We start from the raw sequence: 15036 nt of genomic DNA on the forward strand, positions 1-15036 counted from the left end.
TCACTAACTACTTGTTTCGATGAAGAAATAGAGAGAGGATACCAATTTTAAAAAGAACGTTTTTTTATTTTTATTTTTTCAGATAACATTGTATTTTTCGAAGTTTTTCCGAATAATTATCATTGTAAGCGGAATCATTGAGAAAGAAGGTGAAAAAAAGACCGTTGTCGGCCTGTTGCTTTGTCCTTGAAAGGAGAAAACATGAAAAAATTGACTCGTTTGTTTTTTGTCGTGCTGACGCTTCTGCCATTTGCTGCTACTCCTGTCCAGACCCACGCCCAAGAAACTGCTGCGATCAAAGCTGAACAACTCGTAACAGCCCAGCCTCTTGGCCCAGCGCTCCCGTCTCTCTCACGTATCCCTGAACCTGCCGCTATCCAAGAGCCAGACCAACACAACGCGGAAGCACTTGCTATTACGGTTACTGGCGGGGCGAGCGCCTCTGCGTTCTTCTCTAAATTTGCTGTTGCCGGCGCTACTTTAAGTTCCGGGCTACTTTCCCTTGCGACTGCCCCTGTAGTCGTTTCAGGTCTCCTGACGGTAGGAGTCGGTTACGGCTTTTATCAGTTAGGTTCTTCTTTAGGCGTTGCAACAGCAGATATCGTCAAGACCAATGCTAGTCTGTATGAGTCAGCTGCCGCAGATCCCGCCATGCAACAAGCGCTCACTGCCTTTGCGATTTCTGGTATAGATTCTACGACCAGTACCTATGATTTTTCGCAAGGCTTGCAGACAAGATATGCCCAAGATGTGACTAGCAATGCCTTGATGCGGGAGTATCTGACAGGAACCACGGATCATGGTGCCTATCGCTTTTCGGTCAATACCAGTGATTTTGCTAGAAAAACGATTCTTTACAATTCCCTGTGGAGTGAGCGAGGACGTGTCGGTGTCATTGGTCGAGATGCTTCGGTAGTGACCTCGCTTCATACAGCCAATCAATTCTTTTTGCTAGAGAGCATCCAGCTGCGAGAGACGACCCGTGGAAGTGATCAAGCAGAATTGATCATCTCTGGTGAAGCCTATACCGATCGGGGATTTCCTCAGCCCTTTGTCTACGAGACACTTCTGACAGCTACGATGAGTGCCTTATTAGCCCAGATCCCAACACAAGAAGCCTTGCTTGATTACATCCAGCAAACGACCACTTATGAATTTGGTGTGATCGACACGCCTTCAAGAGAGGTAGCTGTGTCTACCGCACGTCAGATGGCTGGTGAATATACTGCGCGCACTGCACGAATCGCTGATCACTTAGCAGAAGCTTTGGCGCCAACGAATAATGGTCTATCCTTCGACCCGTCCGGCATGATCGCTACGTTGTATGGTCAGACCGTCGTATTGGATGAAACCGGCAACTTCGTTTACGCTGACACGCGAGTAGCCGTTCCTGAATACCAGTGGGGAGCGATCGATTTCACTTACAATGCGGCAGCGATCCCAGTCGATGATGCGATTACGATCGATGGTCGGCGAGGACTATTCGATCCAGATACAGGAAATATCGTCGATCAATTTGGGCATGTTTTGCTATTTGCGCCTCTAGGGGTATGGACACGCGAACTCTATAACACACTAGTAGAACAATTGAAGCAGTATGAGGAAAATGAAGATAGATGGTATACTCCTCTTGATTTGTACTATGACGAACATCATGCAGATAAAGGGAAAGGCCATACTTTAGAACGTCATTCTAGACAATCTTGGACTGCTTTAGAACAACGCATGAAAGAAAAAGAACGTTTAAATCAACATGCTAGCTTCTACAACTGCGCTCAGGCATTAGTGATGATCAATTATGCCATATGGACTGCAAAAAATCAGGAACTGTTAGCAGGCAGTTCGAAATTGAATTTAGGAAACTGTACACTTCAAAAACCTAAAAATGATCGAATCCGTTACGAATCTCACGGCTACTTATCTCTAGGTCTTTCCCTAGGAAGAGGAATAGAGCGCATACACGTAGCTGGAGCAGATGATGAATTCAAACGACATAACCACATTAGCTACGCTAGAGTGATTATCCAAAAAACCAATGAAATCATTCGAAAAAACCGAAGATACTATATTTTGACTGCTTTCCCAGACTTGGAAAGACAGTTACAAGAAAACCCGCAAAAGCGGGTTTTCTTACTTTAAGATGAAGTTGATGCACCGATAACCACAAATCTCTTTTCTATTGGATCATAGATCGTCCACAGATAAGCTCCCCACCATTCTCGCCCCAATGAAAAATAACTGGACCAGCTATTGTTCCAGCTATACGCGATTAGATTTTCTTTATTAGGGAACAATGTATCGTTCAGCTCCAAAAATCCTTCCTTAGTCGTAACAGTTTGGGAAGGAGTATTAAAAAATAACCCTTCATAGAAACTTTCTGGTTGAAACATCTCTTCGAAATCCATAGGCTTAGGCAACATCCGATGTTTATTCAAATGAATCGGATAGTCATGTATGTGGTCAAAAGATGTCCAGTCGGTATAAACGATATCCGATTCTACCCTATCCTTCACTAGGTCGTAGAGACAGACTCTTCTTTTCAGACTCCGTCGTTCACGAAAATATTCCCGAAAAGTCATCATTGACGATTTATCTGTCATTTTCTGCTGCACCCATTTTTTGTGTACGAATTCTAAAAATGGGACAGGTTTAGGTACGGGTTTTATTCGTTTACTCCATTGATACCATCTATCATTTTCATATTCCAGGAAAGCGATCGCTGCTTCTTGGTGGCTGTCTATTCCTTGATAATCTGGTTCAAATAAAATGACATAATCCAACAATAAATCATACTTTTTGTATAGTTCATCCGTTTCTTCTTTTAAGATTTTCATTTCTTCTCCTTTTTCTTATTCAAACATGACTGATTTTTTTCTTTTCAGATGATATAGCGTTCCAAAAATCGATCTGACTACCCCACTTCTGTCGCAACCTCTCTTTCTATCACGCTTGATTGACTAGATTAATACTGATTACCGTGAAGCGACTCCTTTTTCTATCATAAACCGTCCACAGATAAGCTCCCCACCACTCGCGTCCTCCATTATAGTAATTCGTAAAAGAGGTATCCCAACAATAAATCTCTAGCTGATCTTTTTCCAGAAACAACTGCTCATTTATTTGTATGAATTCAGCTTTTGTTTTAGGAGCAGCTGCTCTCTCATCAAGAAAAGCTGTTTCATAAGTCCCATTCTTTACAAAAAATTTTTTTGATTCCATTTCTTTTGCCTTCATCAGTGCGATATTTACTCGTACGGGCCATCCTTGCACATCTTCAAAGGAACGTGAATTACTGTATACAAGCTTATCGCTTGTTTGTTGAAATTTTTCTTCAAACGCTTCTGGCGAAACATTTTCCCCCGTCCGCATAAAAATATCTAAAGACCATATATCACATTCCCAGAGACGATTATGATAGGTAAGGTAACCTAATACGGCTTCTCTATGGCTTTTGAATCCTTGATTCTGATTTTCTTTGAAAAATGCAAAACGTGTAAATAATCTTGTTTGATAACCGAATTCCCTTGTTTCTTTTTCTAATAGTTCCATCTTCTCCCCACCTTCATTTCTTCTAGAATCACATTGGTCTATCCTTCATTTTATCGCAAAAGCAAGCGTTTTTTGCTCCTAGTATTTCTTTTCTGGTAAAAAATAGTCCAGTGATTTTTGGCACAAAAAAAGAACGGCGGCGTACATGCCTCCCGTTCCTTTTTCTGAGTATACAGTTATTCTTTCACGCTTTTGATGATGTAATAGCCTTTATCCTTTATCACGATCTCTGCGTTGCCGAATGTTTCTTTCATTTTCTTTTGCGCGCTTGGTGCTCCTTGTTTTTTTTGGATCACGATCGTCAATGTACCGCCCTTTTTCAGTCTAGGATAAGCACCTGTCAAAATCTCATGCACGACTTGTTTTCCTGCACGGATCGGCGGGTTACTGAAGATCGCCGCATAGGATTCTTCATGGACATCTGCATAGATATTGGACTGATGCACATCGACGTTTTCGATCTGGTTCCGCTTTGCATTCCCTTGTGCAAGAGCTACTGCCCGTTCATTGATATCTATCATTTCAACCAATCGCTCACTAGCGTAGGCCAAGGACAAGCCGATCGGTCCATAGCCACAGCCGACATCCAACAGCTTTCCTTCTTCAGGTAATTCTTCCCAGTCGAATGCATCGATCAATACTCGAGAACCATAATCGACTGTTTCACGTGAAAATACGCCAGCGTCTGTCACAAATTGAAATCTTCTTCCTCTCAATTCAAATGACCACTGCTCAAAATCATGGGCGGTATCTGGACGCTCAGAATAATAATGATTTGTCATGTCTTCCATCCTTCTCATTTCTTCGATGTCCCTAGTCTATCCTTTTCTGTATGGGTGTGCAAGCCAAAGAATAAGTCGGTTTTTCTCTCTATCACAAAGAATGCGCAAAAAGATCGTCATTCTCGCTTAAGTGGTGGGGTTTGCAGCTTTTTTGTGTTAAAATAGTTCCATTGATGGGAGAATGCAGGAGGCTATTATGAATGATCCAATGAATTATTACCGCGTAGCACGAGAAGAATGGCGAGAATTTTACAGAAATGGACAAGCACCGCTGACACAAGATGAACTGGATAATATCAAAAGTCTGAATGACCGCATCTCGATGCAGGATGTTCGGGACATCTATGTGCCGCTTGCTCATTTGATCTATCTTTATATGAAGGAATTCGAATCTTTATCTTTGAGTAAAGGTCTCTTTCTCCATAAATATGTAGAAGTACCACCGTTCATCATTGGGATCGCCGGGAGCGTAGCCGTCGGAAAAAGCACGACTGCTCGTTTGCTACAAACGATCCTGTCTCGGACATTCAAGCGCAGGAATGTTCAATTGATCACCACAGATGGTTTTCTTTACCCGAATAAAGTATTGAACGAACGCGGGATCATGGATCGCAAAGGATTTCCAGAAAGTTACGATATGGAGATGCTGATCGATTTTTTGAATCGTGTCAAATCCGGTCAGGAAGAGATCCAGGTACCGGTCTATTCACATGATGTCTATGATATCATTCCAAACGAGTATGAACTGATCCAACAGCCAGATATCCTGATCGTTGAAGGGATCAACACCCTTCAGCTTCCAGCAAACCAACAGATTTACGTCAGCGACTTTTTCGACTTTTCTGTCTACGTGGATGCTGATCCTCTGCTGATCGAAAAATGGTATTTGGATCGTTTCGGCGCGCTGCTCGACACAGCTTTCCAGAAACCGGAAAACTATTACTATCGCTTTGCCATCGGAGACCGCGAAGAAGCTTTCAAAATGGCAAAAGACGTCTGGAAAAATGTGAATTTGAAAAATTTAAAGGAATATATCTTGCCTACTCGCGGAAGAGCGGATATAATTCTCCATAAAACTGAAAATCATATCATCGATTCGATTTTCATGCGCAAATATTAGCATTTTGAAATAGTTTATCTATTTTGAGATAAAATTTAAAGGGATAGGGGTAATAAATTTGACAAACGTTGCCGATATGACGAACGTTGAGAAGATTATCGTATTAGACTACGGTAGTCAGTATAACCAATTGATCACAAGACGTATTCGTGATCTTGGAGTCTTTTCCGAATTATTGAGCCACCGCATTACTGCAGAAGAAGTAAAGGCGATGAATCCAAAGGGAATTATTCTTTCTGGCGGACCAAACAGTGTGTATGACGAAAACGCGTTTGGTATCGATCCTGAGATCTTCAACTTAGGGATTCCTGTTTTGGGGATTTGTTACGGGATGCAGTTGATCACGTATAAACTTGGCGGTGCTGTAGAGCCTGCGAAAAACCGTGAATACGGAAAAGCTTTATTAGAATTGACAAGCGATCAAGCTGTTTTATTCAAAGAAACACCAAGAAACCAAACAGTCTGGATGAGCCATGGCGACTTGGTCACAAAAGTTCCTGAAGGCTTCGAAACAGTCGGAACAAGTAAAGATTGTCCGATTGCTGCTATCCAAGATACAACACGCAACTTTTATGGTATCCAATTCCATGCTGAAGTACGTCATTCTGAATATGGGATCGAATTACTTCGCCATTTCGCATTCGATGTTTGTCAATGTGAAGGAAACTGGACAATGGATAACTTCATCGACATGCAGATCGAAAAAATCCGTGAGCAAGTCGGCGACAAAAAAGTATTGCTTGGCCTTTCAGGCGGTGTGGATTCTAGCGTTGTCGGTGTTCTTTTACAAAAAGCGATCGGTGACCAGCTGACATCGATCTTTGTCGATCACGGTTTGCTGCGTAAAGGCGAAGCGGATCAGGTAATGGAAAGCTTAGGCGGAAAATTCGGCTTGAATATCATCAAAGTCGATGCAAGAAAACGTTTCTTGGACAAACTGGAAGGTGTTTCCGATCCAGAACAGAAACGTAAGATCATCGGGAACGAATTCGTCTATGTCTTCGATGACGAAGCAACGAAATTAGCCGGTGAAGAAGGTATTTCTTTCTTGGCACAAGGAACGTTGTATACTGACGTGATCGAATCTGGGACAGAAACGGCACAAACAATCAAATCTCACCACAATGTAGGTGGATTACCAGAAGACATGCAATTTGAATTGATCGAACCTTTGAACACATTATTCAAAGATGAAGTCCGCGAATTAGGGACACAATTAGGAATGCCTGATTCTATCGTTTGGCGCCAGCCTTTCCCTGGACCAGGTCTTGGTATCCGTGTTCTTGGTGAGATCACAGAAGACAAGCTGGAAATCGTACGCGAATCCGATGCTATCTTGCGTGAAGAAATCGCCGCTGCCGGTCTTGACCGTGACATCTGGCAATACTTCACTGTCCTTCCTGGCATCCGTTCAGTCGGTGTCATGGGCGATGGACGCACTTATGACTACACAGTAGGTATCCGTGCCGTGACTTCGATCGACGGGATGACCGCTGACTTTGCCCGTATCCCATGGGAAGTCTTGCAAAAAATCTCCGTTCGTATCGTAAACGAAGTGGCACACGTCAACCGTATCGTGTACGACATCACTTCTAAGCCACCAGCAACCGTTGAGTGGGAATAATCAAAAACAGCCAACAAACGTTGATACGTCAATGTTTGTTGGCTGTTTATTTATTGTTTCAGTTATACTTTTTCATTCTCAAACGGATTTATCTTACAGCCACTGCCATGCCTGTGGTGTTGAATGCTCGCTCATAGGTACCTGCGTCGATCCATTTTGCCCCAAATACAGGGTCGACAACGTGATAGGCACCGTCTCTAAATCCATCTACGAGAACGACATGTCCGTTCCAGACTGCACGTCCCCAAGGCATCTGCTTGAATTCTGGCGTAGCATAGTTATAAGTGATCCAGGTCACGACTGGGTTATTGTTTCTGATTTCATTTTTAATGCCATTTGTACCTTGTCCTGTGATGTTGACCGCATTTCCACCGACGTTTTTCGCCCATTGCACGACTGGATCAGCCATCATGCCTTGATACGTCCCATTCACATTGTAGCGCCATTCGCCAGAATAACCATGATATGGGTTACCGTCCGAAGCTTTAGGCATGGAATTAACGAAAGTCGTTAAGTTTTGGTTTGTCGCAACGCCTTTATAATGCAATCCTTCTAATAAAGAAGCTCCTTCACATAACATCGTATTTCCTTGCCACACGACTGGCACATTCAATACTTTGCTATTGACTGGCGTTGGTGTTGGATTTGGTGTGCTGTTTGGCATCGCATACCAGCCTGTTCCCTCGATTTTCCATCCTTGCCGACTAATGATATTTTTTTCATTTTGATCTAACGTGTAATGGTGCCAATTGACCGAACGATTGTATAAACGAGTGACCGGTACACCGCCTCCGCCTGTATAGGAATAAAAAGCAACGCCTTCATACGTCCAGCCAGTATGAGAGATCTTATCTCTTTCGCCAGCGTCGATCGTATAAAAATGTTCGCCATTATATCGGTTGTACAAGCGATAAACAGGGGAACCGCTTGTTGGTGCTTGCCACGCCACACCCTCATAGCGCCAACCAATACGAGTCAAACTGTCGCGTTCAGCAGTCGTTCGAGTATACAAATGTTCCCCACTGTAAGGATTGTACACACGATACATCGGGATCGAGCTATCTGCAAACGCGGCTTGTCCGATCAACAGCCCGCCTAAAACCATTGTTCCGGCTAGTAGTCCCTTTATTGTCGCTTTGTTCATTCTTTCTCCTCTTTTCATTTAAGATCCAATCTCCAACTATACAAAATTATACCATGGCAAAGATCAGCTAAAATAAAAAAGTCTAAAATAAGCAATTCAAAGTCATTTTTGATGAGGAGTCTGCTTTCTAAATCAGATAAAAACAAGTCACTCATGCTCTTGAATGGACAAAAAAAGCAACGATCAGTATAGAAACAAGTGCGAAAGCCGTCATCATCCAGATTTCAATGGAAAAGTCAGTCGTAGTCGAGACGATCAGCGATAAACCGATTGGTCCGCCAATCTGATGCATCGTATTCGTCACACCACTCGCGATACCAGCTAGTTCATTCGGTGCTTCATGGACACCCGCTGAAGTGACTGGTGCTAAAACCAGACCTTGTCCTAAACCGAGAATCAGCATAGGGACAAAAACCGCGACCCAGTAGCCGCTTGTGACATCAGAAACCGCAAGCAGAATCAGCCCTCCTGCTAATAGGATCTCCCCGATGAGCAAAACCTTACTGTTTTCGAATCTAGCAGTCAAACGCGGTAATTGCATCGCGACGAGAAAATTAACGATCGTCAGGGGCAAAAACGCCAGACCCGATTGTAACGCAGAAAAACCATATTGACTTTGCATCATCTGCGGCAAAAAGAACCAGAATGGCAACATTGCCATCATAAATAGAAGACGAGTCGCGTACGCTCCAGAACGTATCTTATTTCTAAATAGGGACAAAGGTAAAATTGGGGAAGAGATCTTTTGTTCCCAGAGAATGAACAAGACTAAAACAATGAGACCTACAAGCACAAATCCAAATTTGGCTTCAGTAAATCCATAGATGATCCCGATCAACCCAATGATCGATAATAAACTACCTAGGTAATCGATACTTTCCTTCCGGCGTTTTGAGTTTTTCACATACTTTAATGTCAAGAAAAACAGTAAAAGCGTGAATGGCACATTGATCAAGAAACCGGCACGCCAAGAGATCAAACTAGTCAATCCACCTCCTACTAGTAATCCGACGCTCGAACCGATTCCTGCTGTTGCGCCATAATAAGAAATGGCTCGCTGTCTCATGTCATTCTCATATGCATCCATAATCAAAGCAAGCGTGGTAGGTGCAATAATTGAACTGCCGATCCCTTGAATAGCACGCATAGCGATCATCATTCCCGCTGTTTTCGATAGCCCGATCATGAATGAACTCAATCCGAAAATAAGCAGTCCCGCCAAAAAAATCCTTTTTCTCCCCAATAGATCAGAAAGTCGTCCGCTCAAAAGCAAGAAACCTCCAAACGTGAGCGTATAAGCACTAGAGACCCATGAAAGTGCCGCGGCAGATAAACCTAAACTTTGACCTATCTGTACGGAACTTGTAAAGATGATCGAATTATCCATTAATATCAAAAAATAAGAGAGTAATGTAATGGGTAATATGATTCCAAATTTTTCTTTATTCACATTTTCTAACTTCTTTCTATTTCTTTGATTGTTTAGTTGTTTCTAGCCAAGTGTCTATTTCCTTTGATACTTTCTCTTTATATTTACCTTGAATGGCAAGTAAGAGACCGTTCGTTTCTTCTCCGCCTTTTACGGTATAGCCTTCTAGCACGTTTGCTCCTTCAGCTCTAGCTTTTATTTGTCTAAAGGTGGAGCCAGCACCATAACCAGCATGCGTATTAAACGGCAAGACTGTTTTCCCGCTGAAATCATAACTATCTAAAAAGGTGATGACTGCTTGCGGCAAAGCCATATTCCAAGTAGGCGAGCGGATAAAAACACGTTCATATCGATCAAAATCAGGAATAGACGTTTTCAATATTGGTAAGCTACCCTTTTCTTGTTCTTGTGCATTTTGTTCGACTTCTATCCTGTAATCTGCTGGTCTGGGTTCTTTCGTTTCGATTTGTACGAGCTCCCCATCAATTTTTTCTTGGATTAGTTCAGCTACTGCCTCAGTATTTCCCGTTCGAGAGTAGTAGATGATCAGTGTTTTGTTGTTCATCATTATCCTTCCTTCTATTCGTTAGATGTCCATGATTGTAGATTGTTCCATAAAAAATGCTGTGATACGAGGTTGTGACAACTGCGTTCTGCTTTAAGAAATAAGGACATTGAACAGAAAATAGCTCCTCATATTTTCTTGTTCAGTGAACTTATTGCCGAGAAGCAGCAGTTGGAACACCGTGAATCAGAGGTTGTGAAAAAGCTGCCCTGCATCAAGTAATAAGAACAGACAAACAAAAATAGCTCTCCATATTTTTCGTTTGGTTGGGCTTATTACCGCAGATGCAAGCTTTTGAACACCGTTTATCGAGAGGTTGTGACAGAAGTGGGCAACTTCAAGAAATAAGAAGGAATTCACTAAAATTGCTTTTCAAATTTTCGTGGAATTTCGGCTTATTTTCGAAGAAGCTACTTCTGGAACACCGTTTATTCGAAAAAAAGAGCTATGACAAGTCTTTTGTCACAGCCCCCAAATTTTTCTGGTGCCTTCTGATACGCAAGTGTATTTCAGTTGTACACTTCGTTCAATCAGTAAAAATCAGGTTTGGGCTGATTTTCTGAACCAGGCTCCCATAAACCGATACTTGCCCGACTGTCGTTTCTTTTTCCTGTAATATTGTCTACAACGAACTGAGCAACCGCACGTCTAGTGATTTGAGCGCCCAAAAACGGCTCTCCTTTAGGACTTGCGACATAATCCTTTCGTTTCCCGTTATAGAGCCAAGTCATCCGCATATAAGTATAATCCAGATCACTTGCTTCCAGCGCTTCAATCCCGCGGCCATGCGCCACCGATTTGCCCATCATACGTGTATTCCACGTAGCAAATGGTTCTGCCACTTCACCATATACACTAAGTACACCGGCTTGGATGATCCGTTTCACTCCTGTTTCGTGCATGGCTTCGATAACTACTCCAGTGATTGTTTTATCGTCAAAATTCATATAAACGAGGTCTTGGTTCTGCATGGCCTTCACCAGATCTGATAGGTTTCCAGCGTTACCAGAAATCTTTGTAACGTTGGTATAAGGTAAATCAGCAGCATGACGGCCGAATAACGTCAAGTGCCACTCTGATTGTTCTTGTAAAAGCGGGATCAGTTCTTCTGGAATTTGGCCGCCTGCACCAATAATCAATATATTTTTCGTCATTTTTCAGTATCCTCCATCCTCTTCATGAACCATTCGACTTGTTGCGGTGCATCATGATCGAAGAAAGCCGATTCTTTCATATCTAAAGCTGCAATTTTTTCAATATCTTCTGTTGAAAGTTCGAAATCAAAGATATCGATGTTTTCAGCCATCCGTTCTGGACGCACTGATTTTGCTAAAGCAACGATCCCTCTTTGCATCAACCAGCGAAGGACGACTTGTCCGACCGTTTTTCCATATTGTTTGCCAATTTCTTTTAGTACAGGATTTGTAAATAATTCATGACGTCCTTCAGCAAATGGTGCCCATGCTTCGACTTGTACTCCGTATTTTTCATGCCATTCTTGATCTTCGATTCGTTGATTCCAAGGGTTTACTTCGATCTGGTTGATCTGAGGTGTGACCTCATTCAATCCAACAAATTCGATCATCTTAGCGGATTTGAAATTGGAGATACCGATCGCACGTAATTTTCCTGCTTTTTGTGCTGCAACCATTGCTCGCCATGCCCCATATACGTCTCCGTATGGTTGGTGGATGAGGTAAAGATCGAGATAATCTAGCCCCATCGTATCAAGAGAGTGTTCGATCGTTTCAGCTGCTTTTTCTTCTGGTGCTTGTAAAATAAATAATTTGGATGTCACAAAAAGTTCCTCACGTGTGACCAGTCCTTCGTCAATTGCACGTTTGATTCCTTCACCCGTCTCTTTTTCATTTCCATAGATAGAAGCTGTATCGATCAAGCGATAGCCTGCTTTGATTGCTTGATATACTGCTTCTGCTGTTTCTTCCAGTGGGATTTGATAAACTCCAAATCCTAATTGAGGCATTTCTACGCCATTGTTCAATTTGATTGTCTGCATGTTTTTTTCCTCCTCTATGATTCTTTACATGTTCTATCCTAAACCTTGGAGTTCAGTCCATAGCAAGTCCAACCTCTTATTTTTTTCGTTCCCATAATTTTTCGACTTTATCTGGTGCCATTTCTCCTGCTTTGAATTTTGCAATATGCTCATCATATGTCTTGATTTTATAAACTAGCAATTCTCTTACTTCTTGCATTTCAGTCAATTTTTTGTCTAGTTCTTCTAATTGATCATACAAGATCTGCTTTTGTGCCTTTTCTACGTTTTGAGTTTCACGCAACTGTGCCAATTGAGCGAACTCGATCAAAGATTCTACCGATAAACCAGCATTACGTAAGTTTTTTGCTAAGTATATCCAATTCAAATCATTTGTCGTATAGTCCCGATAGCCGCTTGCATTTCGGTGAACAGGGGGAATGACACCGACTCGTTCATAATAGCGCAGTGTATCCACACTTAAATCAAACATTTCAGCTGCTTTTTTGATATTCATCGTATAGCCTCCTTACTGATGTACCTATAATAAACCTTAGAGTTGACTCCAATGCAAGAATAAGACTTTCCTTTTCTCATATAAATAAAAAAGCAGATAACCCCACTTTTAATCATGAGATCATCTGCTTTTAGCTATCGTTCAAAAGATAATTTTTATTTTCTTATTTTTTCACTTCATTACGTTTCACATCTTTGATGATTTTCAGTGCACGTTTTCGTGTTTTGATATTTGGGCTTTTCAAACGACGGTAAGCACTTGAGATATCTGTTTTTTCCATATTGGTTTCCTCCCGGGATTTTTTCTTTTATAACGGATAAATAGGCATTCGTTTTAATTGACGACTTTTTCTCCCTTATAATAACCTTTGAGTGAGACATGGTGGCTGCGTCTGTAATCACCTAGCGAATCGTCGTAAGAAATCTCAGGCTTGTTTAATCGTTGGTGGGTGCGACGCAGTTTCTTTTTCATTTTCGATGTTTTTCTTGCAGGAACAGCCATGTTCGTCCCTCCTTTTCGTGAGTTTGTAATGTGTGGTACGTATTAATTCACTTTTTGATTTCTCTAAATTGAGCTTTTCTTCTTAATTTTTGCGAATATTTTTTTAGCTCCAACCGGTCAGGCGTGTTTCTCTGATTTTTACTTGTCAGATATAAACGTTCGCCAGTTTCTACGCATTCTAAGATAATATTTTGTCTCATTTTATCTCTCCTTTTCCAAGTAAAATGATCGATTACGTTTCCTCGTTTACAAAACGTAATGATTACGATTTGATCTTTTGGATTTTAACAAAGTATTTCAGCAAAGTCAATAAAAAAACAATCTATCGAAAAAGTGTGATAGATTGCTTTATGAACTTCTTTCATTTTATTAATCCCCATCATCTACTAAAGAGGACTGGACAAAAAGATGTCCAGCCCTCTTTCATTTTTACTTAGCAGAAAATAGATTCCCTATTGCAATTTCTTTCGCACGACATTCAGGTAATGCTGCAAACCGACTGTCATTACCCAAGCCACACCTAACCCGATAAAACTTCCTAAGACGATCCCTAGAAAACGATACTCGATCAAAGACATCAAATAGGCACCTCTGATGAGTGTGGATAGCATCAAGGCCATCGGATTCAGGAAAATATTGGCAACCGCATAATTTCTAGCGACCAGAAATTGAGCGATCCCATAAAGAAAAGTGATCAGAAAAATCGTCTGCAACTGTGTGAATGGCACAAAAGATAAGACAGCCGACACACATAGGCCACCCATCGAGCCGATCAGATACTGGACCTGTCGATGCTTCATCGCTTCCAGATTTTCTGCTAGAAGGATCGAGGCACATGAGAGTGTGAGCCAGTACGGATTATGCAGGTTCAACCCATGACTGATATAAACGGACAGAAAAAGAGCTGCACTGTAGAATACAGAATCAATGATGACCAATGGCTCTTCCTCAAATCGTTCCTTGAGCGTCGCTTGTGTCAAAACTAGTTCTTTACGTCTATCCAAAAGTTTCGTGATGACTGCTGCAATCAACGCAAAAACAACACCCATAAAGAAGAACAGAGAAATCACGGGAAGCTGTGTGATCGGGACGGACATACTCGTACCCATCGCTGACAGCATCGCAAAAAACAAGCCTCCTGGTTTCGAAATATGGAACAACCGCAGGAAAAAACGACTCAAAAAAGCAGCGATAGCCACAGCAAACGGTTCTGTCCATAAGATATACGTAGACAGGATTCCTAAGATGAATGCAGCCAAAAGCCCGCAGCCAATGAAAAACATACGTTTCAATAAGTACTTCATGGGGATATTTTGATAATAAAAAAAGGTAAAGATCCCTAATGAAGAAAAACTGGAAATCAAGAAATTATGGTTTATGTATCTATCCATAAGACAAGAAAGATGAGTAGCATCAAATTCATGATCCGAAAAGGGTTATCCTGGATTTTATTAAAACGAAAATAAGTCTTTAACAATCTATCACTCCTTTCTATTGACAATTGACGGTAGCAAATTCCGCCAGCATTACCTAGTATAACAACAATTTCTTTAATTTCCATAAAAAGAGGTTGTGAAAGAGACGTTCAGCCTTGAGCTATAAGAAGCGATTTTGAAAAATAGCTCCCCATATTTTTACAAAATCGTGCCTTATTGCCGATAGGCTGTCTCTTGAACACCGTTTAGGGAAGAGGTTGTGACAGAAGTGGGCAACTTCAAGAAATAAGAAGGAATTTACGAAAATTGCTTTTCAAATTTTTGTAGAATTTCGGCTTATTTTTCGAAGAAGTTACTTCTGGAACACCGTGTA

At 41.6% G+C, this 15036-nt stretch carries 15 protein-coding genes and 1 pseudogene; 3 read left to right on the forward strand and 13 right to left on the reverse strand.

Features of this window, described 5'->3' with window-relative positions; translation table 11 throughout:
* Window positions 1-201 precede the first annotated feature (201 nt).
* A complete protein-coding gene (locus G7Y42_RS12635) occupies window positions 202-2139 on the forward strand; it encodes an RNase A-like domain-containing protein (RefSeq protein WP_165006445.1) in 1938 nt (645 codons plus the stop codon).
* On the opposite strand, the gene G7Y42_RS12640 is transcribed toward G7Y42_RS12635, so the two are convergent.
* The 3 genes from G7Y42_RS12640 to G7Y42_RS12650 all read right to left on the reverse strand — a co-directional run bounded on the left by G7Y42_RS12640 (window position 2136) and on the right by G7Y42_RS12650 (window position 4331).
* Window positions 2136-2834, reverse strand: coding sequence for a hypothetical protein (locus G7Y42_RS12640; RefSeq protein ID WP_165006449.1), 699 nt, complete (start codon window positions 2832-2834; stop codon window positions 2136-2138). The two genes, G7Y42_RS12635 and G7Y42_RS12640, sit on opposite strands and share 4 nt — an antisense overlap.
* A gap of 109 nt (window positions 2835-2943) precedes the next feature.
* A complete protein-coding gene (locus G7Y42_RS12645; RefSeq protein ID WP_165006451.1) occupies window positions 2944-3549 on the reverse strand; it encodes a hypothetical protein in 606 nt (201 codons plus the stop codon).
* A 176-nt stretch (window positions 3550-3725) separates the two neighbouring features.
* A complete protein-coding gene (locus G7Y42_RS12650) occupies window positions 3726-4331 on the reverse strand; it encodes a class I SAM-dependent methyltransferase (RefSeq protein ID WP_165006453.1) in 606 nt (201 codons plus the stop codon).
* A 196-nt stretch (window positions 4332-4527) separates the two neighbouring features.
* Between G7Y42_RS12650 and coaA the strand changes: the two genes are divergently transcribed.
* Both coaA and guaA read left to right on the forward strand, forming a co-directional pair.
* Window positions 4528-5451, forward strand: a complete 924-nt coding sequence (gene coaA, locus G7Y42_RS12655) for a type I pantothenate kinase (RefSeq protein ID WP_165006456.1) — start codon at window positions 4528-4530, stop codon at window positions 5449-5451.
* 58 nt (window positions 5452-5509) lie between these two features.
* The gene (gene guaA, locus G7Y42_RS12660) at window positions 5510-7075 is read left to right on the forward strand and encodes a glutamine-hydrolyzing GMP synthase (protein ID WP_165006459.1); all 1566 of its coding nucleotides are present in this window, start codon (window positions 5510-5512) and stop codon (window positions 7073-7075) included.
* 88 nt (window positions 7076-7163) lie between these two features.
* Here guaA and G7Y42_RS12665 read toward each other — a convergent pair whose 3' ends face one another.
* The 10 genes and pseudogenes from G7Y42_RS12665 to G7Y42_RS12710 form a co-directional block, all read right to left on the reverse strand.
* Window positions 7164-8219 carry a C39 family peptidase gene (locus G7Y42_RS12665; protein WP_165006462.1) on the reverse strand — a complete coding sequence of 352 codons (1056 nt, stop codon included), beginning with the start codon at window positions 8217-8219 and terminating at the stop codon, window positions 7164-7166.
* Window positions 8220-8370: 151 nt separating this feature from the next.
* Window positions 8371-9669, reverse strand: a complete 1299-nt coding sequence (locus tag G7Y42_RS12670; RefSeq protein WP_165006465.1) for an MFS transporter — start codon at window positions 9667-9669, stop codon at window positions 8371-8373.
* A gap of 16 nt (window positions 9670-9685) precedes the next feature.
* Window positions 9686-10213 carry a flavodoxin gene (locus G7Y42_RS12675; protein WP_346773847.1) on the reverse strand — a complete coding sequence of 176 codons (528 nt, stop codon included), beginning with the start codon at window positions 10211-10213 and terminating at the stop codon, window positions 9686-9688.
* A gap of 530 nt (window positions 10214-10743) precedes the next feature.
* Window positions 10744-11367 carry an NAD(P)H-binding protein gene (locus G7Y42_RS12680; RefSeq protein WP_165006471.1) on the reverse strand — a complete coding sequence of 208 codons (624 nt, stop codon included), beginning with the start codon at window positions 11365-11367 and terminating at the stop codon, window positions 10744-10746.
* On the reverse strand, window positions 11364-12230 hold the full coding sequence (locus tag G7Y42_RS12685; protein ID WP_165006474.1) for an aldo/keto reductase: 867 nt from the start codon (window positions 12228-12230) through the stop codon (window positions 11364-11366). Before G7Y42_RS12685 ends, G7Y42_RS12680 begins: the two co-directional genes overlap by 4 nt.
* A gap of 76 nt (window positions 12231-12306) precedes the next feature.
* Window positions 12307-12726 (reverse strand): MerR family transcriptional regulator, encoded by a 420-nt coding sequence (locus G7Y42_RS12690; RefSeq protein ID WP_165006477.1) that lies wholly within the window; start codon window positions 12724-12726, stop codon window positions 12307-12309.
* Window positions 12727-12889: 163 nt separating this feature from the next.
* The gene (locus G7Y42_RS12695; protein WP_165006480.1) at window positions 12890-13006 is read right to left on the reverse strand and encodes a putative metal homeostasis protein; all 117 of its coding nucleotides are present in this window, start codon (window positions 13004-13006) and stop codon (window positions 12890-12892) included.
* Between the two features lie 53 nt (window positions 13007-13059).
* Window positions 13060-13227 (reverse strand): 50S ribosomal protein L32, encoded by a 168-nt coding sequence (gene rpmF, locus G7Y42_RS12700; RefSeq protein WP_165006483.1) that lies wholly within the window; start codon window positions 13225-13227, stop codon window positions 13060-13062.
* 47 nt (window positions 13228-13274) lie between these two features.
* Window positions 13275-13427, reverse strand: coding sequence for a 50S ribosomal protein L33 (gene rpmG, locus G7Y42_RS12705; RefSeq protein WP_165006486.1), 153 nt, complete (start codon window positions 13425-13427; stop codon window positions 13275-13277).
* 252 nt (window positions 13428-13679) lie between these two features.
* Window positions 13680-14704 (reverse strand): annotated as a pseudogene (locus G7Y42_RS12710) (FUSC family protein).
* Between the last annotated feature and the right edge of the window lie 332 nt (window positions 14705-15036).

It is taken from the genome of Enterococcus sp. ZJ1622 (assembly GCF_011038845.1).
Taxonomy (GTDB): domain Bacteria; phylum Bacillota; class Bacilli; order Lactobacillales; family Enterococcaceae; genus Enterococcus_B.

Coding starts and splice junctions, on each gene's coding strand:
- G7Y42_RS12635 (WP_165006445.1), top strand. CDS start 202: ATGAAAAAATTGACTCGTTTGTTTTTTGTCGTGCTGACGCTTCTGCCA.
- G7Y42_RS12640 (WP_165006449.1), bottom strand. CDS start 2,834: ATGAAAATCTTAAAAGAAGAAACGGATGAACTATACAAAAAGTATGAT.
- G7Y42_RS12645 (WP_165006451.1), bottom strand. CDS start 3,549: ATGGAACTATTAGAAAAAGAAACAAGGGAATTCGGTTATCAAACAAGA.
- G7Y42_RS12650 (WP_165006453.1), bottom strand. CDS start 4,331: ATGACAAATCATTATTATTCTGAGCGTCCAGATACCGCCCATGATTTT.
- coaA (WP_165006456.1), top strand. CDS start 4,528: ATGAATGATCCAATGAATTATTACCGCGTAGCACGAGAAGAATGGCGA.
- G7Y42_RS12665 (WP_165006462.1), bottom strand. CDS start 8,219: ATGAACAAAGCGACAATAAAGGGACTACTAGCCGGAACAATGGTTTTA.
- G7Y42_RS12675 (WP_346773847.1), bottom strand. CDS start 10,213: ATGAACAACAAAACACTGATCATCTACTACTCTCGAACGGGAAATACT.
- G7Y42_RS12680 (WP_165006471.1), bottom strand. CDS start 11,367: ATGACGAAAAATATATTGATTATTGGTGCAGGCGGCCAAATTCCAGAA.
- G7Y42_RS12685 (WP_165006474.1), bottom strand. CDS start 12,230: ATGCAGACAATCAAATTGAACAATGGCGTAGAAATGCCTCAATTAGGA.
- G7Y42_RS12690 (WP_165006477.1), bottom strand. CDS start 12,726: ATGAATATCAAAAAAGCAGCTGAAATGTTTGATTTAAGTGTGGATACA.
- G7Y42_RS12695 (WP_165006480.1), bottom strand. CDS start 13,006: ATGGAAAAAACAGATATCTCAAGTGCTTACCGTCGTTTGAAAAGCCCA.
- rpmF (WP_165006483.1), bottom strand. CDS start 13,227: ATGGCTGTTCCTGCAAGAAAAACATCGAAAATGAAAAAGAAACTGCGT.
- rpmG (WP_165006486.1), bottom strand. CDS start 13,427: ATGAGACAAAATATTATCTTAGAATGCGTAGAAACTGGCGAACGTTTA.